At 71.4% G+C, this 19,499-nt stretch carries 16 protein-coding genes; 7 read left to right on the top strand and 9 right to left on the bottom strand.

What is annotated here, in order from left to right:
- Nucleotides 1-97 precede the first annotated feature (97 nt).
- Nucleotides 98-2,242 (bottom strand): serine/threonine-protein kinase, encoded by a 2,145-nt coding sequence (locus ABZ915_RS08730; protein WP_361798076.1) that lies wholly within the window; start codon nucleotides 2,240-2,242, stop codon nucleotides 98-100.
- Nucleotides 2,243-2,439: 197 nt separating this feature from the next.
- Here ABZ915_RS08730 and ABZ915_RS08735 point away from each other — a divergent pair, with 197 nt between their 5' ends.
- The 4 genes from ABZ915_RS08735 to ABZ915_RS08750 all read left to right on the top strand — a co-directional run bounded on the left by ABZ915_RS08735 (nucleotide 2,440) and on the right by ABZ915_RS08750 (nucleotide 6,671).
- Complete coding sequence (locus ABZ915_RS08735) at nucleotides 2,440-3,795, top strand: aspartate aminotransferase family protein (protein WP_361798079.1); 1,356 nt, start codon at nucleotides 2,440-2,442, stop codon at nucleotides 3,793-3,795.
- A 111-nt stretch (nucleotides 3,796-3,906) separates the two neighbouring features.
- Nucleotides 3,907-4,608 (top strand): GntR family transcriptional regulator, encoded by a 702-nt coding sequence (locus ABZ915_RS08740; protein ID WP_361798082.1) that lies wholly within the window; start codon nucleotides 3,907-3,909, stop codon nucleotides 4,606-4,608.
- A 114-nt stretch (nucleotides 4,609-4,722) separates the two neighbouring features.
- Nucleotides 4,723-5,373, top strand: coding sequence for a hypothetical protein (locus ABZ915_RS08745; RefSeq protein ID WP_361798085.1), 651 nt, complete (start codon nucleotides 4,723-4,725; stop codon nucleotides 5,371-5,373).
- Nucleotides 5,374-5,576: 203 nt separating this feature from the next.
- A complete protein-coding gene (locus ABZ915_RS08750) occupies nucleotides 5,577-6,671 on the top strand; it encodes a substrate-binding domain-containing protein (RefSeq protein WP_361799433.1) in 1,095 nt (364 codons plus the stop codon).
- Here ABZ915_RS08750 and ABZ915_RS08755 read toward each other — a convergent pair.
- Together ABZ915_RS08755 and ABZ915_RS08760 are read right to left on the bottom strand one after the other, a co-directional pair.
- Complete coding sequence (locus ABZ915_RS08755; RefSeq protein WP_361798088.1) at nucleotides 6,668-8,470, bottom strand: 5'-nucleotidase C-terminal domain-containing protein; 1,803 nt, start codon at nucleotides 8,468-8,470, stop codon at nucleotides 6,668-6,670. The genes ABZ915_RS08750 and ABZ915_RS08755 overlap by 4 nt on opposite strands.
- A gap of 156 nt (nucleotides 8,471-8,626) precedes the next feature.
- Complete coding sequence (locus ABZ915_RS08760; protein WP_361798090.1) at nucleotides 8,627-9,910, bottom strand: adenylosuccinate synthase; 1,284 nt, start codon at nucleotides 9,908-9,910, stop codon at nucleotides 8,627-8,629.
- Nucleotides 9,911-10,107: 197 nt separating this feature from the next.
- Between ABZ915_RS08760 and ABZ915_RS08765 the strand changes: the two genes are divergently transcribed.
- The gene (locus ABZ915_RS08765; protein ID WP_361798093.1) at nucleotides 10,108-10,980 is read left to right on the top strand and encodes a diacylglycerol kinase; all 873 of its coding nucleotides are present in this window, start codon (nucleotides 10,108-10,110) and stop codon (nucleotides 10,978-10,980) included.
- Nucleotides 10,981-10,986: 6 nt separating this feature from the next.
- On the opposite strand, the gene ABZ915_RS08770 is transcribed toward ABZ915_RS08765, so the two are convergent.
- Nucleotides 10,987-11,475: a MarR family transcriptional regulator gene (locus ABZ915_RS08770; RefSeq protein ID WP_361798096.1), complete on the bottom strand. Its 489-nt coding sequence runs from the start codon at nucleotides 11,473-11,475 to the stop codon at nucleotides 10,987-10,989.
- Between the two features lie 73 nt (nucleotides 11,476-11,548).
- Here ABZ915_RS08770 and ABZ915_RS08775 point away from each other — a divergent pair, with 73 nt between their 5' ends.
- Nucleotides 11,549-12,460: an ABC transporter ATP-binding protein gene (locus ABZ915_RS08775; protein ID WP_361798099.1), complete on the top strand. Its 912-nt coding sequence runs from the start codon at nucleotides 11,549-11,551 to the stop codon at nucleotides 12,458-12,460.
- Entirely contained in the window at nucleotides 12,457-14,037 is a 1,581-nt protein-coding gene (locus tag ABZ915_RS08780; RefSeq protein ID WP_361798102.1) for an ABC transporter permease, read from the top strand. The genes ABZ915_RS08775 and ABZ915_RS08780 overlap by 4 nt, the downstream gene beginning before the upstream one ends.
- Before the next feature lie 13 nt (nucleotides 14,038-14,050).
- On the opposite strand, the gene ABZ915_RS08785 is transcribed toward ABZ915_RS08780, so the two are convergent.
- The 5 genes from ABZ915_RS08785 to ABZ915_RS08805 form a co-directional block, all read right to left on the bottom strand.
- Nucleotides 14,051-15,271: a cytochrome P450 gene (locus ABZ915_RS08785; RefSeq protein ID WP_361798105.1), complete on the bottom strand. Its 1,221-nt coding sequence runs from the start codon at nucleotides 15,269-15,271 to the stop codon at nucleotides 14,051-14,053.
- Between the two features lie 85 nt (nucleotides 15,272-15,356).
- Entirely contained in the window at nucleotides 15,357-16,022 is a 666-nt protein-coding gene (locus ABZ915_RS08790) for a response regulator transcription factor (protein WP_361798108.1), read from the bottom strand.
- Nucleotides 16,019-17,365 (bottom strand): histidine kinase, encoded by a 1,347-nt coding sequence (locus ABZ915_RS08795; protein ID WP_361798111.1) that lies wholly within the window; start codon nucleotides 17,363-17,365, stop codon nucleotides 16,019-16,021. Before ABZ915_RS08795 ends, ABZ915_RS08790 begins: the two co-directional genes overlap by 4 nt.
- Nucleotides 17,366-17,462: 97 nt before the next feature.
- Nucleotides 17,463-18,137, bottom strand: coding sequence for a response regulator transcription factor (locus tag ABZ915_RS08800; RefSeq protein WP_361798114.1), 675 nt, complete (start codon nucleotides 18,135-18,137; stop codon nucleotides 17,463-17,465).
- The gene (locus ABZ915_RS08805; protein ID WP_361798117.1) at nucleotides 18,134-19,498 is read right to left on the bottom strand and encodes a sensor histidine kinase; all 1,365 of its coding nucleotides are present in this window, start codon (nucleotides 19,496-19,498) and stop codon (nucleotides 18,134-18,136) included. Before ABZ915_RS08805 ends, ABZ915_RS08800 begins: the two co-directional genes overlap by 4 nt.
- Nucleotide 19,499 lies beyond the last annotated feature (1 nt).

Below are 19,499 nucleotides of genomic sequence, written 5' to 3' on the forward strand. Positions count from 1 at the left end.
CCGCCACTCCCCGGAGTCGAATGGTGGGGTCACGGTATGTGTCTCGGCGAGGACAATCCGGTCACGCCCGCTGAAGTTCGCCGGACGTTCAACGACCTCATTCCTTGGTGTAGGTCAGGCTCTCCACGCTGCCCTGCATCTCGCGCCGCAGCCTGCCGTCCGACAGCAGGGTGACCTCGCTGGGGTCGCCCGGCTTGCAGTCCGAACTCGGGCCTTCGGTGACGCTGGACGACCCGATCTCCAACGGGCCGTCGGCGCCAGGCTGTTGGGCGAGCTTCGCCTCGAAGACGCAGTGGTACGTCCCGCCGTCCCTGGTGGGGCCGTCGGCGACCACCGTGAGGACCGTGTCCCCCACCTCGCCCTGCTGGAGGGTCAGTTCGCGGGTGTGGTGGCCGAGGGAGTTGTCGATCGTTCCCGACCACGTGCCCAGGTACGCGGCCGGGACCGCGCCGTCCGACGCCGACGGGATCGGGGACTCCGGCTCCGTGGTGGTCGGGGTGGGCCCGGGGGTGGTGGGCGCGCCGGTGGCGGTCGGGGACGGACTGACCGTGCCCCCGCCGGTGTCGTCGCCGCCGTCCCTCATCAGCGCGTACACCGAGCCGCCCGCGGCGAGCGCGACGACCAGCGCGACCACGACGAGCAGCGCGGTGGACCGCCGGTTTCCCTGCGCGGGCTGCTGGGGTCCGAGACCGATGGGCGGCGGCCCGTACGGCGGGGTCGAGCCGTAGCCGCCCGCGTACGGGTTGTACGGCGCCTGGGGGCCGGGCTGTTGCGGGTAGCCGTAGGCGACGGGCTGCGGGTGCTGGGGGTGCTGCTGGGGATAGCCGTACGCGGGGTGCGCCGGGGGCGCGCCGGGCGGGGGCGTCTGACCCTGACCGGCGATCATCGTCGGGAGGTGGTTCAGGGGCGCGCCGCCGCCCTGCTGTCCCTGCGGGCGCGGGTCCCCGGGCGGGGGCGGCGCGGAGGCGTCGTCGGAGGCGGGGGCGTGCTCGGGGGAGGCGGCGGGTGCGGGGGCCGGCGGACGGTCCGGCATACGGTCCTGGCCGGGCGCGTGGTCGGGCGTGGGGTCAGGCGTGCGGTCGGGCATACGGTCCTGGCCGGGCCCGGGTTCCTGCCGCCGGTCCTTGTCCTCGAGCCACGCGGGGACGGGGTCGGGCATCCGGTCTCCCCCGGGGACGGCCGGCGGGCCGGCCACCGGACCGGGCGCGGGGACGGACGCCGCCGCCACCTCGCCTGCCCCACCGGCTCCCCCGGTCCCGTTGACCCCTCCAGTCCCCCCAGTCCCCCCAGTCCCGCGAGCCCCGCCGGCCCCCGAGGTCCCCTCCGGATCCTCCGTGTCCAGCAGCCGCACCGCGTGCCGCCCCAGCTGGGCAACGAGTGCCCCCGGCAGCCAGGGGTCCCGGGAGCGGCCCCCGGCGACGGTGTCCTCCGCGCCCGTGAGCTCCAGGATCGTGTCCAGCGTCGGGCGTGCGGCCGGGTCCTTCTTCAGGCAGTCGCGGACGAGGTCGGCGATGCCCTCGGGCACGCCCTCCAGGTCGGGTTCCTCCTGGGCGATGCGGAACATCATCGCGTGGACCCCGCTGTTGGAGGTCCCGAAGGGCAGCGCGCCGGTCGCGGCGTACGCGAGGACCGAGCCGAGGCAGAAGACGTCGCAGGCGGGCGTGATCCGGTCGCCGCGCACCTGCTCGGGCGCCATGAACCCGGGCGAGCCGACCAGTGAGCCGGTGCGGGTGAGCCCGTCCCCGGCCAGGGTCTCCAGCGCCCGCGCGATGCCGAAGTCGATGACCCGGGGCCCGTCGATGGTGACCAGCACGTTGGACGGCTTGAGGTCGCGGTGGACGATCCCGGCGGCGTGGATGTCCTTCAGCGCGTGCGCGAGCCCGGCCGCGAGGATCCGTACCGACCGCTCGGGCAGCGCCCCGTGGTCGTGCCCGACGACCTGCTGGAGGCTTGGCCCGGCGACGTACCCGGTGGCCACCCAGGGCACGACGGCCTCGGTGTCCGCGTCCAGCACGGGCGCCGTCCAGTGGCCGCCGACCCGGCGCGCGGCCTGCACCTCCTGCCGGAACCGCGCCCGGAACTCCTCCTGTTCGGCGAGCTCCTCGCGCACCAGCTTCACGGCGACGGTACGGCCCCGGTCCGACCGGGCGAGATACACCTGCCCCATGCCGCCCGCGCCCAGCCGCGCCAGCAGCCGATACGCCCCGATGCGTTGCGGATCCCCCGGCCCCAGCTTCTCCATCGCCGCGCCGCCTCCCCCGATAGGCCCGAAATCTGCGCGTGTGCAACAAACCGAGAATAGTGCGGCACTGATCCCCTCCGCACCGAGCGGGCTCTACGGTTCCGTAACAGCTCTCGACACCCTGTCGCGGAAACCCTCCACCCAGGGAACAGGACGCCGATACCGGCTGCGCATCGCGGACATCTACGCTCACCGCCATGACCCCTCAGCCCAACCCTCAGGCCGGCGCCGCCGTGAAGGCCGCGGACCGTGCGCACGTCTTCCACTCCTGGTCCGCGCAGGAGCTCATCGACCCGCTCGCCGTCGCCGGCGCCGAAGGGTCGTACTTCTGGGACTACGACGGCAGGCGGTACCTGGACTTCTCCAGCGGGCTCGTCTTCACCAACATCGGCTACCAGCACCCCAAGGTCGTCGCCGCCATCCAGGAGCAGGCCGCGACGATGACGACCTTCGCGCCCGCGTTCGCCGTCGAGGCGCGCTCGGAGGCGGCCCGGCTGATCGCCGAGCGGACGCCCGGCGACCTGGACAAGATCTTCTTCACCAACGGCGGGGCCGACGCCGTCGAGCACGCGGTGCGCATGGCCCGGCTGCACACGGGCCGCCCGAAGGTGCTGTCCGCGTACCGCTCGTACCACGGCGGCACCCAGCAGGCGGTGAACATCACCGGCGACCCGCGCCGCTGGGCCTCCGACGGCGCCGCGGCCGGGGTCGTGCACTTCTGGGCCCCCTTCCTCTACCGCTCCCGGTTCTACGCCGAGACCGAGGAGCAGGAGTGCGCGCGGGCGCTGGAGCACCTGGAGACGACCATCGCCTTCGAGGGGCCCGCGACGATCGCCGCGATCATCCTGGAGACGATCCCGGGCACGGCCGGGATCATGGTCCCGCCGCCCGGTTATCTCGCCGGGGTGCGTGAGCTGTGCGACAAGTACGGGATCGTGTTCGTCCTGGACGAGGTCATGGCCGGGTTCGGGCGGACCGGCGAGTGGTTCGCGGCCGGCCTGCTGGACGTGGTGCCCGACCTGATGACCTTCGCCAAGGGCGTGAACTCCGGATACGTGCCGCTCGGCGGCGTCGCGATCTCCGGGAAGATCGCGGAGACCTTCGCCCGGCGGCCCTACCCCGGCGGCCTGACGTACTCGGGGCACCCGCTGGCCTGTGCGGCGGCCGTCGCCACGATCAACGTGATGGCCGAGGAGGGCATCGTCGCCAACGCCGCCGCGCTGGGCGCGTCGGTGCTTGAGCCGGGGCTGCGGGCGCTGGCCGAGCGGCACCCGAGCGTGGGCGAGGTGCGGGGCGTCGGCATGTTCTGGGCGCTCGAACTGGTGCGGAACCGCGAGACCCGGGAGCCGCTCGTGCCGTACAACGCGGCCGGTCAGGACAACGCGCCCATGGCGGCGTTCGCCGGGGCGGCGAAGGAGCGGGGCCTGTGGCCCTTCGTGAACATGAACCGGACGCACGTGGTGCCGCCGTGCAACGCGAGCGAGGCGGAGCTGAAGGAGGGGCTGGCGGCACTCGACGCCGCACTGAGCGTGGCGGACGAGTACACGGGGTGACCGAGTAGCGGTTGTCACAGCTACGTACGCGAATGCTCCGAACGCGTAAGGTGGCGTGCTCGTAGACATAAGCGAGCAACCACCCGCACGTGTGAGGAGATCCCCCCGACGATGCCCGGCACCGGCGCCGTGACCCGCAGCACCCTGCGACAGCAGATAGCGGACGCGCTACGTGACGAGGTACTGGCCGGGCGGCTGCTGCCGGGGCGGGAATTCACCGTGAAGGAGATAGCGGAGCAGTACGGGGTCTCCGCGACGCCGGTCCGCGAGGCGCTGGTCGACCTGTCCGCCCAGGGGCTCCTGGAGGCCGACCAGCACCGCGGCTTCCGGGTCCCTCAGTACACGGCGGCCGACCACCGGAACATGATCGAGGCCCGCAGCCTGGTCACCGACGGCATGTTCCAGGCCCTCGCCGAGGGCCACGACGACTTCCGGAACCCGGAGGACTCCCGTACGGCGGCCGCCCTCGCCGTGGTGCGCCGCCGCGGCGAGGAGGCGCGGCGCGCCGCCGCGGCCGGTGACCTCTCCGTGCTGATCGGCTACGACCTGCGCTTCTGGCGCGAGCTCAGCGCCATGTTCGGCAACCCCTACCTGGCGGACTTCCTGCACCGGCTGCGCGTGCAGTCCTGGGTGTGCACGGTGCAGCACCTGCGCCGCCTCACCGACCTGCGCGGCCACCTGTGGTCCCGGCACACCGAACTGGTCGACGCCCTGGCCCGCCGGGACGACGCGACCGCCCGGTCGATCGTCGCCGCGTACAACGCGCACTCCCTGGCGCTGATCGAGCGGCGGATCGAGCGGCCTGGCGAATGAGGCCCGGGGCATGGGTATGGGACGTGCACGAGGGGAGTCGACCGGGTACCGCACCGACTACGCTTCCCTGTCCACCCTGCCATGCTGTACGCGTGCTGATGCGAGGAGCCCTCATTGGCTTGTGACCTGTGGCTGGTCCCGCTCGTCGATGTGTTGTGCCACACCCCGGACAACCCGTTCGCCGAGGAACTCGCGCAATACAACAAGGTGCTCACCGAGGCCGGGCTCCCACCGGTGCCCGTCTACCAGTACATGCCGGGCCTGTCCGGCGAGGTCGCCCCGGTGGCCGGCTTCGACTACGACGCGCTGCATTTCCTGCGCCGCGTCTACCTGCTCCAGATGTGCGGCCTGCCGGTGGCCCCGGTCGACGAACTGGGCGGGGACTACGAGCAGTTGCTGGAGATGTTCGAGTCGACGGCGCAGCAGTCCCACCTGGTCTGGCACTACGACCACGCGGGCGCCTACGTCCCGGTGGACTTCCCGAACCCGCTCTCCAACGACGATCTGCTGGCCGGCGGCGGACCGCTGGGCTCCGCCCAGAGCCTGCTCAGGGAGCTGGAGTTCGTGGCCCCGTCGATCGGCATCGACCCGGCCAATCCGCCGGCGCCGCCGGAGCCGCCCCGGGCGCCGACGGAGCTGGAGGAGCCGGCCGTCGCCGCCCCGTACGACCCCAGCCCGTTCGCGCGCGAACGGCACGTCTGGCTGGGGTTGCACGCGGCGGCGACGCGGAGCCTGGCGCAGGGCTCGATGATCGTGTTCAGTTGAACCATTCTCGGCCTACCCACCGGTAGTTGACGGGCTCGTGTCACGATCGCGACACGAGCCCCTCGCCTGGTTGTCCTTACGTCTTGACGTCACTTGGTTTCTCTGCGTTTCCTTCCTTGCACATCATCGGTTCACGCATGATGCCCCCCTCGGAAGGCACCGCTGTGTGCAGCACCCGTAGGACCCTCGTACGCCGTATCGCCATGGCCCTGACCGCCTCCGCCTCGGCCCTCACGCTCGCCGCCTGCGGTGCCGTCGACAGCATCGGCGGGAGCGACAGCACCGCGACCCCCAAGAAGGGCGACGACATCACGGTGGGGCTGCTCCTGCCCGACAAGGACACGGCTCGTTTCGAGGCCTTCGACCACCCCATCTTCAAGAAGGAGGTCGCCTCCCTCACGCACGGCAAGGGCAAGGTCGACTACGCCAACGCCGAGGCGAGCCAGGACAGACAGAGCCGGCAGTTCCAGGAGATGGTGTCCAGGAAGGTCGACATCATCGTGGTGGACGCGCTGGACTCCAAGGCCATCGCGCCGGACGTCCGGAAGGCGAAGGCCGCCGGCATCCCCGTCATCGCCTACGACCGGCTCGCCCAGGGCCCGATCGACGCGTACGTCTCGCACGACAACGAACTCGTCGGTGAGGTCCAGGGCCGCGCCATCCTCGAAGCCCTCGGCGGCAAGGCGGCGACCAGCGAGGTCGTCATGATGAACGGCGACCCCGCGGACCCGAACACCGGGAAGTTCAAGGAAGGCGCCCTCAGCGAGCTCAAGAACAAGGTCCGGCTCGCCAAGGTGTACAACACGGACAAGTGGGCGCCGGACGCCGCCAAGGCGAACATGGAGAAGGCGATCCAGGCCATCGGCCTCGACAACATCGCCGCCGTCTACTCGGCCAACGACGGTATGGCGGGCGCCGTGATCGAGGCGCTGAAGGAGGCGGGCGCCGCCAAGATCCCGCCGGTGACCGGACAGGACGCGAACCTGGACGCGGTGCAGCGGGTCATCTCCGGCGAGCAGTACATGACGGTGTACAAGTCGTTCCTGGAGGAGGCCACCAACGCGGCGGAGATGGCGGTGTACAAGGTGCAGGGCCACGACATCCAGTTCGACGCGCTGGCCAAGGACACGGCGGACAGCCCGACCGAAAAGAAGATCCCCGCCGCGCTGGTTCCGGTGGTCTCCCTCACGAAGGACAACATCAAGGACACGGTGATCGCGGACGGCGTGTACACCGTCAAGCAGCTCTGCACCCAGAAGTACGCGGCGGACTGCGCCGCGATCGGCCTGAAGCCCTAGAACACCGGCGTGCCGGCCTGGGTGAGCTTCCAGTTGACGGCCGCGAAGTCCTTCGGGTCGAGGGTCTTCTTCGCCGTCACGTAGTCGATCATCAGCTGGCGGATCTCGTTCGTGGAGCTGTAGGCGATCTCCGCGGAAGAGATGTGCGGGTACCCCGAACCGCCGTTGGCCCGGTAGTTGTTGACGGCGACGACGAAGACCTGGTCGTCGGTGACCGGCGCGCCGGCGTACGTCAGGTTCTTGATCCGCGAGCCGTCCGCCTGCGCGATGTCGATCTCGTAGTCGACGCCCGCCGCGGTGTCGTACATGTAGTCCAGGAAGCTGTTGGCGCCGGTGAGGGTGGCGGTGTCCACCGCCGTGCCCGACGGGACCTGGTGGTAGTACTTCGCCGCGTACTCCAGGTAGTCCTTGAGCTGGGCGCCGGTGAGCTTCTTGCCGTACAGGGTGTTGTCGTAGATGTAGAGCCCGGCGATGTCCTTGATGGTCACGTTCCCGGCGGGGATGTCCGCCGTGCGGCTGAAGGGCGCGGCGACCGAGATCAGCGGCAGGGCCGCGTCCGCCGTGGACAGGCCCGCCTTGACCGTGTCCGCCTGGACCTTGTGGATGAAGTCCATGATGGGCACGTCCTTCCAGCAGGACTCCGCCGCCGAGAGGTCCTCGGTGCAGGTGCCCACCGCCGTGTTGACGTACTTCACGACCAGTTCGTGGTCGGCCGCCAGGAGCTTCTTGATCTCCGGGTCCTCGTCCACCGTGTTGGCGTTGAGGGTCTGCGCCTTCTTGCCCGTCACCTTCCACTGGCCGTGGCGCAGTTCGAGCTCGAAGTCGAAGACGCTGAGGCGGTAGCCCCAGCAGTACGGCTCGGAGAGGAGGACGTCCTCGCCGGTCTGCTCGTTCTTCACCGTGTACGACGGGACGTCGACGTGGGTGTGGCCCACCAGGATCGCGTCGATGCCCGGGACCTGCTCGGCGACGAGGTTCGAGGCGTTCTCGACGTACGGCAGTGCGTCACCGTAGGAGGTGGAGCCGTCGAGGCCGGAGTGGTCGGTGAGGAAGACGACGTCACAGCCCAGCGCCCGCAGCCGGGGCACGTACTTCTTCGCCTGCTCCACCAGGCCGGGGAACACCATCTTCCCGCTGACGTTGTCCTTGTCCCAGATCGCGATGCCCGGGTTGGTGAGGCCGAGGATGCCGACCTTGATGTCGGGGGCGCCGGGGACGCGGATCTTCTTCACGGTGTACGGGGCGAACGCCGGGCGCAGGGTCTTCGCGTCCAGCGCGTTCGCGCCGAGCAGCGGGAAGCGGCACTGCTTCTCGAACCTGCGCAGCACGTCGATGCCGTAGTTGAACTCGTGGTTGCCGAGCGCGGCGGCGTCGTAGCGCATGTGGTTCATGGCGACGGCCATCGGGTGCTGGACGCCGTCGGTGATGGGGTCCACGCGCGCGAAGTAGTAGGCGAGGGAGGTGCCCTGGATGATGTCGCCGGCGTCGACCAGGAGGACGTGGTCCTCGCCCTTCGCCTCCCGCTGCTGCTTGACGAGCGTGGCGACGCGGGCGACGCCCACGGAGTTGCCGGCCTTGTCGCTGTAGGCCGCGTCCTTGTAGTAGTCCCAGTCGAAGACGTGGCTGTGCAGGTCCGTGGTGCCCAGGATGGAGAAGGTCCAGGTGCGGGGCTTGCAGTCGGGCTTGTGCCCGGCGGCCTCGGCGGTGCCGGTGCCGGCCGCTCCCGCGACGGCCACCGCCGCACCGGTGACGGCCGACTTCTGCACGAACTCACGGCGGTTCATGGGACTGACGGGCATTCGGAACTCCTGGAGGGGGAGGGAGGAGGAAGACAGGCAACTACCCGCGTAGATGCTTGCTCTCGGCCACTTCCGTGCGGAACCACGAACAGCCCAAGGGCCGGTCAAGGATGCTCATGTCCATGACCGGCCCAACGGGAGACGGAGACAGCGGACTTACAGGAACGAGTTGATCTCGATCGTCTCGTCACGGCCCGGACCCACGCCGATCGCGGAGATCGGGGCGCCGGACATCTCCTCCAGCGCCTTGACGTAGTTCTGGGCGTTCTTCGGCAGGTCGGAGAAGGACTTCGCCTTGGTGATGTCCTCGGACCAGCCCGGCAGGGTCTCGTAGACCGGCTTGGCGTGGTGGAAGTCGGTCTGCGAGTAGGGCAGTTCCTCCACCCGCTTGCCGTCGATCTCGTACGCCACGCAGACCGGGATCTGCTCCCAGCCGGTCAGCACGTCCAGCTTGGTGAGGAAGAAGTCGGTCAGGCCGTTCACGCGGGTCGCGTAGCGGGCGATGACCGCGTCGAACCAGCCGCAGCGCCGGTCACGGCCCGTGGTCACACCCCGCTCGCCGCCGATGCGGCGCAGCGCCTCGCCGTCCTCGTCGAACAGCTCGGTCGGGAAGGGACCGGCGCCGACGCGCGTGGTGTACGCCTTGAGGATGCCGATGACCCGGCTGATCTTCGTCGGGCCGACACCGGCGCCGGTGCAGGCGCCGCCGGCGGTGGGGTTGCTGGAGGTGACGAACGGATACGTGCCGTGGTCGATGTCCAGCAGCGTGCCCTGGCCGCCCTCGAAGAGGACGACCTTGTTCTCCTCCAGGGCCTGGTTCAGGACCAGCACCGTGTCGGTGACGTACGGCGCGAGCTTGTCGGCGTAGCCCAGCAGCTCCTCGACCACCTGGTCGACGGCGATCGCGCGCCGGTTGAAGAGCTTGGTGAGGACCTGGTTCTTGATGTCGAGGGCCGCCTCGACCTTCTGGGTCAGGATCGACTCGTCGTACAGGTCCTGCACGCGGATGCCCACACGGTTGATCTTGTCCGCGTACGTCGGGCCGATCCCGCGCCCGGTGGTCCCGATCTTCCGCTTGCCGAGGAAACGCTCCGTCACCTTGTCGACGGTGACGTTGTACGGCGTGATGATGTGCGCGTTTCCGCTGATGAGGAGCTTGGACGTGTCAACGCCTCGCTCGTTCAGACCGCTCAGCTCGGAGAGCAGGACCGACGGGTCGACGACGACGCCGTTACCGATGACCGGCGTACAACCGGGCGAGAGGATTCCGGAAGGGAGGAGGTGGAGTGCATACTTCTGGTCGCCGACGACCACCGTGTGGCCGGCGTTGTTGCCGCCCTGGTAGCGCACCACATAATCCACCGAGCCACCGAGCAGGTCGGTCGCCTTTCCCTTGCCTTCGTCACCCCACTGAGCACCGAGCAGCACAAGTGCGGGCACGCGCGTACACCCCTTCCGGGCGGGGCATGTCCAAGGTCAGGGGCGCACGCGTAGGCTTCACCGCCGCGTACCACCGCGACCGTCATTGGTCGCACAACCGTCGGACCGGATGCCCCGGAATAGACGAAGCCCCTGGCGCAATAGCGCAAGGGGCTCTTGCACAAAGATGCTACCCGAGGAAGCGAGGCAGGACCGAGGTGGCGACTTTCGCGACGTCCGATCAGCTGCTGGTGATCATCGATCCCGTCGCCCGGCAGGCGGACGGGGAGGCGGTACGGATCGCGAAAGACGTGCTCAGCGCGGGTGCGGCGACCAAGGTGTGCCTGCCGGACGACCCCGAGGAATTCGCGCGGGCGCTCACCCGGCGGGGCTCGCGGCGGCCGGTGGTCGTGGGCGACGACCGGGCGCTGGTCCGCGCGGTGACCCTGCTGCACCGCCAGCGGGAGCTGGCCGGATGCGTGCTGTCGATGGTGCCCGTAGGGGGTTCCCTCGCCCTGGCGGAGACGCTGGGCGTGCCGACGGGGGCCGTGGCGGCGGCGCGGGCGGTGCTGGACGGCACCGAGCGCCGGATGGACCTGCTCGTCGACGACAGCGACGGGGTGGTGCTGGGCGCGCTGCGGATCCCGCCGGTTCCCGCGCGGGAGGCCGCGACGGTGGAGCGGGTGGCGTCGACTTCCGGGCACCCGTGGCTGCGTACGCGGTACCGGTCGCTCGTACGGACCCTGGCGGCCCGCCCCGCCCGGCTCACCACGACCGTCCCCGGCCCCGGCCCGTCCCGGCTGCGGGTGGAGGTCGACGGGGAGACGGTCGTCGGCCTGGAGCAGCCGGTGGAGGCGGTGTCGGTGACCGCGGGCGCCTGTGGTGTGGCGGACGTGGAGGTGCGGCCGGTGTCGGTGGGCGCGGAGGCGTCGCCCCTGCTGGCGTCCGGCCGCACGGTGACCGTGACCGGCGCGGACTTCCGCTACCGCGCGGACGCGGGGGTGTCGGGGCCGGTACGCAGGCGGACGTGGCGGGTGATGGAGGGGGCCTGGGGGCTCACGGTGCCGCCGGCGGAGACCGTCGCACGCTGACCGGCGTCAGCGGCCGAAGGTCCGCTCGCGGTACGCGCGCCAGCGCTCCATCATCCCGGCGACGTCCTTCTCGATGAACTCGAAGAAGGCCAGCGTCTCGGCCAGCCTGCGCCCCGCCGGAGTGTCCGGGCCCAGGCCGGCCACCCCCTCCCGCAGCGCCTCCTCCCAGCGCTTGATGATCGCCTCGCGGCTGGTGAGCGCCTCGTACCACTGGTCGCTGTGCACCCGGTACCGCTCCCGGCGCGAACCGGGCTCCCGCTCCCGGGAGACCAGGTGCACCTGGGAGAGGTAGCGCACGGCGCCGGAGACGGCCGCGGGGCTGATCTTCAGCTGCTCGCCGAGCTCGGCGGAGGTCAGGGTGCCGGTGTCGGAGGCCAGGAGCGCTGCGAAGACCCGGGCGGGCATGCGGGGCACGCCGGCCTCGACGAGCTGCGCCGCAAAGTGCTCCACGAACCTGGAGACCGACTCGGGGTCCCGCCCCACCTCTTCCGTCATCCCACCACCCTAACCAACCATTCGGGACTTCGGTAACTTCACAAATTTCTGAAAGAAGCGTACGTTCGGTGCCATGACGAAGGCAATCACGGTCTCCGGGCTGCACAAGTCCTTCGGCCGTACGCACGCCCTGGACGGCCTCGACCTGGACGTCGAGACCGGCGAGGTGCACGGCTTCCTCGGCCCCAACGGCTCCGGCAAGTCCACCACCATCCGGGTCCTGCTCGGCCTGCTGCGCGCCGACTCCGGCGCCGCGCGGATACTGGGCCGCGACCCGTGGACCGACGCGGTCGAGGCGCACCGCCGGATCGCCTACGTGCCCGGGGACGTGACCCTGTGGCGCAACCTCTCCGGCGGCGAGGTCATCGACCTGTACGGCCGGCTGCGCGGAGGACTGGACCCACGGCGCCGGGCGGAGCTGGTCGACCGCTTCGAACTCGACCCCACCCGCAAGGGCCGCACCTACTCCAAGGGCAACCGGCAGAAGGTCGCCCTGGTCGCCGCCTTCGCCTCGGACGTCGACCTGCTGATCCTCGACGAACCGACCTCCGGGCTCGACCCGCTGATGGAGGAGGTCTTCCGGCGCTGCGTGACGGAGGAACGGGACAGGGGCCGCACGGTCCTCCTCTCCTCGCACATCCTCAGCGAGGTCGAGGAACTCTGCGACCGGGTGAGCATCGTCCGCAAGGGCCGCACGGTCGAGACCGGCTCGCTCGCCGACCTGCGCCACCTCACCCGCACCAGCGTCACCGCCGAACTCGCCGGCCCGCCCAACGGCCTGGCGCGCCTGCCGGGCGTGCACGACCTCGACGTCCGGGGACGGCGGGTGCGGTTGCAGGTCGACACGGACAAACTCGACGCCGTGCTGCGCTCGCTGACCGAGTCGGGCGTACGGTCGCTGACGTCGACGCCACCGACGCTGGAGGAACTCTTCCTGCGCCACTACCAGGACGAGGCGGCCGGCCTGGGCGAGGTGGCCCGATGACCGTGCTGCGAGCGGGCCTCACCGGCACCGGCACCCTCACGCGCTTCGCCCTGCGCCGCGACCGGGTGATGCTCCCGGTCTGGATCGCGGTGAACGCCCTGATGGTCCTCTCCATGCCGAACACCCTTGAGGGCCTGTACGGCACCCCGGCCGAACGTGCCGACCTGGTAAGGCAGTTGGCGACCAACGCCTCCCTGCGCGCGCTGATCGGCCCGGTCTTCGACACCTCGATCGGCGCGCTGACCGCCTGGCGCGTCGGCGTGTACGCGGGGGCGCTGGCCGCCGTGACGAGCCTGCTCGTCGTCGTACGCCACACCCGGGACGAGGAGGAGAGCGGCCGTCAGGAACTGGTGGCGTCGGGCATGGTGGGCCGCCGGGCCCCCCTGACGGCGGCGCTGCTCACGGCGGCGGTCGGGAACGCCGTACTGGCGCTGCTGGTGACGGCGGGCCTGGCCGGCCGGGGCGGGCCGGGGGCCCTGGCGTTCGGGCTCGGCCTCGCGGCCGTCGGGATGCTCTTCGCCACCATGGCCGCGATCGTCGCCCAGCTGACGGAGAGCGCCCGCCTGGCGCGGGGCCTGACGGCTGCGGTGCTGGGGGCCGCCTTCGTCCTGCGCGCGGCGGGCGACTCGGCGACGGACGGGGGCACCTCGGTACTCACCTGGCTGTCGCCGCTGGGCTGGCTGGAGAACCTGCGGCCCTTCGCCGGCGAGCGCTGGTGGGTGCTGCTGCTGTTCGCCGCGGCGGTGGCCGTGCAGTGCGCGGTGGCGTACGCCCTCGCCGGGCGCCGCGACCTGGGCATGAGCTTCGTGCCCACCCGCCCCGGACCGCCCGCCGGCCGTCTCGCGTCCGCGGGCGCCCTGGCCTGGCGGCTTCAGCGGGGCGGCGTGCTCGGCTGGTCCCTCGGCTTCTTCCTCGCCGGGGTGGTGTACGGCGGGCTGACGGACGGCGCGGCCGACCTGGTCCGCGGCAACGACAAGGCGCGGGAGATCTTCGAGCGGATGGGCGGGCGGAGCGGCCTCACGGACGCGTTCCTCGCCGCGATGATCGGCATGCTCGGAATGATCGCCGCCCTCTACATCGTGGCGTCGGTGCTACGGCTGCACGCCGAGGAGACATCGGGCCGCGCCGAACCGGTGCTGGCCTGCGCGGTGGGCCGGCTCCGCTGGGCCGCCGGCCACCTCGCGCCCGCCTTCGGCGGAGCCGCGCTGCTCATGCTGCTGGCGGGGGCGGGCTTCGCGGCCGGCTACGGCAAGGAGACCGGCCCGATCCTCGGCGCGTGCCTGCTCCAGCTGCCGGCGGTGTGGGTGATCGGCGGGGTGGCGGTGCTGCTGTACGGGGTGGTGCCGAGGGCGGCGACGGCGGCGTGGGGCGTGGCCGTGGCGGTGTTGCTGATCGGCTGGGTGGGGCCGGCCCTGGACGCACCCCGCGTGGTCCTGGACCTGTCCCCGTTCGGGCACCTGCCGAAGCTGCCGGGCGGAGGGATGGAGTGGGGGCCGGTGCTGGTCCTGCTGGGGCTGGCGGTGGTGCTCGTCGGTGGGGGGCTGACGGGCCTGCGGCGTCGGGACCTGACCACCTGAACCGCCGTCCGCGTCACCCCACCTCCACGCCCAGCCCTTCCAGCCCCCGGATCACGAAGTTCGGCTTCCGCTTCGGCTCGGCGGCCAGGGTCAGGGCCGGGGCCTTCTCCAGCAGGGCCGTCATCGAGGCGGCGAGCTCGATACGGGCGAGGGGCGCGCCGATGCAGTAGTGGATGCCCGCGCTGAAGGAGATGTGCGGGTTGTCCTTGCGGGTCAGGTCCAGCCGCCCGGGGTCGGTGAAGACCGCCGGGTCGTGGTTGGCGGAGCCGAAGAGCATGGCGATCTCGGCGCCCCTCGGGATCGTCGTGCCGTCGATCTCGATCTCGTCCAGGACCCAGCGTTCGAAGAGCTGGAGCGGGGTGTCGTAGCGCATGAGCTCCTCGATCGCGGAGGGGATCAGGGAGTGATCGGCGCGCAGGGCGGCCAGCTGGTCAGGGTTGCGGAAGAGGGCCCACCAGCCGTTCACTGTGGCGTTGACGGTGGCCTCATGACCGGCGTTGAGGAGGAGTACGGCAGTCGAGATCATCTCCTGCTCGGTCAGCCGGTCGCCCTCGTCGTGCGCGGCGATCAGGCCGGAGACGAGGTCGTCACCCGGCTCCTTGCGGCGGGCGGCGATCAGCTCGCGGAGGTACTCGGAGAACTCGACGGAGGCGCGTACGGCCCTCGCCGCCGTCTCCTGGGACGGATTCAGCTCATACATCCCGCAGATGTCCGCCGACCAGGGCCGCAGCGGGGCCCGGTCGGACTCCGGGATGCCCAGCATCTCGGCGATCACCGCGACCGGCAGCGGTTCGGCCACGTCCGTCAGCAGATCGCCGCCGCCCGCGTCGACCAGGGCGGCCACGAGGTCGTTCGCCAGGTTCTGGACGTACGGCTTCAGCGCCTCCACCGTGCGCGGCGTGAACGCCTTCGACACCAGGCGCCGGATCCGGGTGTGGTCCGGCGGTTCGAGGTCGAGCATGCCGTGGTCGTTCAGGACACGGAACGGCTCGTGCTCCGGCGGGGGCGCGGTACGGCCGAAGTCCTCGTGCGTGAACCGGTGCTGATACGTCCGCCCCAGCCGGCGGTCCCGCAGCAGCGCCGAGACGTCCGCGTGGTGCGGTACCAGCCACTGGTCGGTGCGCTCGTAGTAGACCGCCCGGCCCCTCCTTCGCAGCTCGGCGTAGGCCGGGTACGGGTCGGCCACGAACGCCTGGTCCCAGGGGTCGAACGCGAGGTCATCAGCAACTGCCATGCCCGGACGCTAGCCCGGCAGCGGTAGCCCTGACCAGGGGGTTGGGGGGGTGAGCTTGCCGCCGGTCGGGGGGTACGCGTGCCTCTCAGCCCGGCGTGACCAGTCGGGCCTCGTAGGCGAACACCGCCGCCTGAGTCCGGTCCCTGAGCCCCAGTTTCACCAGGATCCGGCTGACGTGGGTCTTGATCGTGGACTCGGCGACCACGAGCTGTTCGGCGATCTCCGCGTTGGACAGGCCCTGGGCGATGAGGACGAGCACCTCCGTCTCGCGTTCCGTGAGGTCTCCGTAGGCGGCCTGGGCCGTGGCCGACAGGCGTGGGGTCTCGGCGAGCCGGGAGAACTCCGTGATCAGCCGCCTGGTGACCGAGGGGGCCAGGAGGGCCTCGCCGGAGGCCACCACCCGGACCCCGTCGGCCAGTTGCCGTGCGGAGGCGTCCTTGAGGAGGAAGCCGGAGGCGCCCGCCCGCAGGGCCTGGTAGACGTACTCGTCGAGGTCGAAGGTGGTGAGCACGAGGACCTTCGCCGTGCCGTCCGCCGCGACGATCTCGCGGGTGGCCTCGATGCCGTTCAGTTCGGGCATGCGGATGTCCATCAGGACGACGTCCGGGGACAGTTCGCGGACGCGGTCCACCGCATCGCGGCCGTTGACCGCCTCGCCGACGACCTCGATGTCCGGCATGGCGTTGAGGAGCACCGAGAAGCCCTCCCGCACCATCATCTGGTCGTCCGCGATCAGTACCCGAATGCTCATGCGGATCCTTCGTTCATCGTGGTGACCGGCAGGAACACCGTCACCTCGTAGCCGCCGTCGTCGGACGGGCCGGCCGTCATCTCGCCGTTCAGCATGGACACGCGCTCCCGCATGCCGGTGATGCCGTGGCCGGCCCCGGGTGAGGGCTTGATCAGGGACGGGGCGGGCGGCGGGCCGTTCACCACGCGCAGGCCGAGCCCGCCGAGGACGTATCCGACCTCGACGCGGGCGCTCGCGCCGGGAGCGTGCCGCAGGGTGTTGCTCAGGGCCTCCTGGACGATCCGGTACGCCGACAGCTCGACGCCCTGCGGCAGTTCGCGCACCGCGCCGGTCACCACCTTCTCGACGGCGAGGCCCGCCTCGCGCACGTTGGCGAGCAGGGCGTCCAGGTCGGCGAGGGTGGGCTGCGGGGCGTCCGGGACCTCGTAGTCCTCGGCGCGGACGACACCGAGGACGCGGCGCAGCTCGGTCAGCGCCGCCACCGCGTTCTCCCGGATGGTGGCGAAGGCCCGTTCCAGCTCCGGCGGCGGGTTCTCCACCCGGTAGGGGGCCGCCTCCGCCTGGATGGCGACCACCGACATGTGGTGGGCGACGACGTCGTGCAGCTCGCGGGCGATGGTGGTGCGCTCCTCCAGCAGGGTGCGGCGGGAGCGCTCGTGCTCGGTCGCGGTCTGCTGGGCGGTCACCTCCTGCCGGGCGTCGCGGCGGACGTGCCAGACGGTGACGGCCAGCAGGGCCATGGCGGCGATGAACAGCATGGGGGAGGTTCTGGCGCCGTTGTCGCCGCCGCCGAAGAGGTACTCGGCGACGAAGCCGTAGACAGCGGTGATCGCCCACATCCAGGCCGCCGTGCGCGGGCGGGTGCGTATCGCGACGATCGTGAGCACCGCCAGGTGGGAGACGGCGGGGCCGGGCAGCCACGGCCAGTCGAGCGGTGAGGCGCTCAGCAGGGTCACCATCGTCGTCGTCACGAAGGACAGCCAGAAGGCGCCGATCGGGCGGATCAGGGTGAGCAGGACCGGGACGGCGACGATCGGGCCGGACAGCAGCCCCGGCAGATCGCCACCGCTCTCGCCGGACCAGGTCACCAGCGTGGCGAACACGGCGACCGCGGCCACCACCCAGTGCGGGGTCCACAGCGCGTACTGCCGCATGCGGGGCGTGAACCGGCCGGTGACCGGGCCGTCGACGTCCATGCCGGGCAGCGGGCGGTAGGCGAAGGCATCCTGGAACAGGTCCTGCCGCAGGTTCCGCAGGGCGTCCGCGGCGAGCCGGTACTCCAGGCTGCGCGGCCCGGCGCCCGCGCCCGGCGGTGTGGTCTGCGTGTGCGTTGTCTCGGTCACGTTAAGAAGGTAGGCGGGAACCGGGGGCCCGGTCGTCACCAGTGAGGGGGGTCCTGGGGAATCCGTCTCAGGTACTACGGGGCATCCCCGGCAGGGTTCAGCGGCCGCCCGGGCGGACCAGGCCCGACTCGTAGGCGAAGACCGCCGCCTGGGTGCGGTCGCGCAGGCCGAGCTTCACCAGGATGCGGCCGACATGGGTCTTCACGGTCTGTTCCGCGACCACGAGCCGTTCGGCGATCTCCGCGTTCGACAGGCCCTGGGCGATCAGGGCGAGCACCTCGGTCTCGCGTTCCGTCAGGCCGCCCACGCGCTGCTTCAGCGGTGCCCGGCGGCTGCCGTCCAGGCGGGAGAACTCGGCGATCAGCCGACGGGTGATCCCGGGCGCGAGCAGCGCGTCACCGGCGGCCACCACCCGGACCGCCTCGGCGAGCTGGTCCGCGGAGGCGTCCTTGAGCAGGAAGCCGGAGGCGCCGGCGCGCAGGGCCTCGTACACGTACTCGTCGAGGTCGAAGGTGGTGAGGACCAGTACCCGTATGTCCGGGTGCTCGGCGGTGATGCGGCCGGTGGCCTCGATGCCGCCCAGTTCGGGCATGCGGATGTCCATCAGGACGACGTCCGGGGCCAGTTCGGCGACCTGGCCGATCGCGTCCAGGCCGTCCACCGCCTGGCCGACGACGTCGATGTCGGGCTGGGTGTTGAGCAGCACGGTGAAGCCCTGCCGGACCATCTGCTGGTCGTCGGCGATGAGGACGCGGATGGCGCTGCTCGTCATGCGGTGTGGTCCTTCGGGTCGGTCGGGTCGATGGCGGGGTCCGGGCCCGCGACGAGCGTGGACGTGGGGAGGATCGCGCTCACCCGGTAGCCGCCGTCGGGCAGCGGGTGCGCCGCCAGGGAGCCGTCGAGCATCGCGATCCGCTCCCGCATGCCGAGCAGCCCGTGCCCGGCGCCCGGTGACGGCGACGTGGGCCGCGTCGGCGGCGAGTTGACTATCTCCACGCTCAACTTGAGGAGGGAGTAGTGCAGTTCGACGCGGGCGGTCGCGCCGGGAGCGTGCCGCAGTACGTTGCTCAGCGCCTCCTGCACGATCCGGTACGCGGACAGCTGCACGCCCGGTGCCAGCACTCGCCGCTCGCCCGTGACGTCGAGGGTCACCGTGAGCCCCGCGGCCCGGGTGTTCTCCACGAGCGCGTCGAGCCGGTCCAGGCCGGGCTGCGGGGCGTGCGGGGCGGCGCCGGTGGCCGGCCCGCCGAGGGGGTCGCCCGTCTCGGGGTGCTCCGAGCGCAGCACGCCGAGCACCCGGCGCAGCTCGGTCAGCGCCTCCAGCGCGTTCTCGCGGATGCCCGCCAGGTTCTCCTTGAGCTCCTCGGACGGGTTCTCCACGAGGTGCGGGGCCACCTGGGCCTGGATGGAGATCACGGACATGTGGTGGGCGACCACGTCGTGCAGCTCGCGCGCGATACGGCTGCGCTCCTCCAGGAGGGTGCGCCGGGCCCGTTCCTCGGCGGTGAGCGTGGTCTGCCGGCCGAGTTCCGCGCGCGCCACGCGGCGGCCGCGCAGCGCCATGCCGAGCACCACGACGACCGCCGACAGGACGATCGTGACCACCCCGGTGGGCTGGTACTTCGACGCCCCCCACAGCCCTTCGAAGACATAGGTGACCAGTACGGTCAGGGCCAGCGCCTCGCCGGAGATCCTGGTGCGCACCCGCAGCGCGAGCAGCAGCAGTACGAGCAGGTGGGCGATGATCCCGGCCGGGGTCCAGGGCCAGGTGAACGTCACCCCCTCGTGCGCGGCCAGCCGGCCGTGCACCGCGACGGCCCCCACCACCATGGCCGCCATGGACAGCCACCACGCCGGAATCGGCCGCCGCATGGCGAGCACCACCGCGCCGCCCTGCGCGATGCCGATCAGCAGGGCGGCCGTGAGGTTCAGGTTCCCGTCGTTCGCGAGATGGGCCGTGCCGCCGAGGCCGATGCCGAACGCGGCGAGCCACAGCACGCCGTGCGGCAGCCAGCGCACCCATACGGAAGGGGGCAGCGGATCCGCCCCGACGGTGCACAGGTCGTCCCGCAACACCCGCAGCCAGCCCAGGACTCGGCGGCCGAACGCGCCTTGGACCCCCGGTTCCGTCACG

The organism is Streptomyces sp. NPDC046915, assembly GCF_040644935.1.
Classification (GTDB): Bacteria; Actinomycetota; Actinomycetes; order Streptomycetales; family Streptomycetaceae; genus Streptomyces.

What these genes read in the sequence shown, in the direction of transcription:
- ABZ915_RS08730 (WP_361798076.1), bottom strand. Translation starts at nt 2,242, where the DNA reads ATGGAGAAGCTGGGGCCGGGGGATCCGCAACGCATCGGGGCGTATCGG.
- ABZ915_RS08735 (WP_361798079.1), top strand. Translation starts at nt 2,440, where the DNA reads ATGACCCCTCAGCCCAACCCTCAGGCCGGCGCCGCCGTGAAGGCCGCG.
- ABZ915_RS08740 (WP_361798082.1), top strand. Translation starts at nt 3,907, where the DNA reads ATGCCCGGCACCGGCGCCGTGACCCGCAGCACCCTGCGACAGCAGATA.
- ABZ915_RS08750 (WP_361799433.1), top strand. Translation starts at nt 5,577, where the DNA reads ATGGCCCTGACCGCCTCCGCCTCGGCCCTCACGCTCGCCGCCTGCGGT.
- ABZ915_RS08755 (WP_361798088.1), bottom strand. Translation starts at nt 8,470, where the DNA reads ATGCCCGTCAGTCCCATGAACCGCCGTGAGTTCGTGCAGAAGTCGGCC.
- ABZ915_RS08770 (WP_361798096.1), bottom strand. Translation starts at nt 11,475, where the DNA reads ATGACGGAAGAGGTGGGGCGGGACCCCGAGTCGGTCTCCAGGTTCGTG.
- ABZ915_RS08775 (WP_361798099.1), top strand. Translation starts at nt 11,549, where the DNA reads ATGACGAAGGCAATCACGGTCTCCGGGCTGCACAAGTCCTTCGGCCGT.
- ABZ915_RS08780 (WP_361798102.1), top strand. Translation starts at nt 12,457, where the DNA reads ATGACCGTGCTGCGAGCGGGCCTCACCGGCACCGGCACCCTCACGCGC.
- ABZ915_RS08785 (WP_361798105.1), bottom strand. Translation starts at nt 15,271, where the DNA reads ATGGCAGTTGCTGATGACCTCGCGTTCGACCCCTGGGACCAGGCGTTC.
- ABZ915_RS08790 (WP_361798108.1), bottom strand. Translation starts at nt 16,022, where the DNA reads ATGAGCATTCGGGTACTGATCGCGGACGACCAGATGATGGTGCGGGAG.
- ABZ915_RS08800 (WP_361798114.1), bottom strand. Translation starts at nt 18,137, where the DNA reads ATGACGAGCAGCGCCATCCGCGTCCTCATCGCCGACGACCAGCAGATG.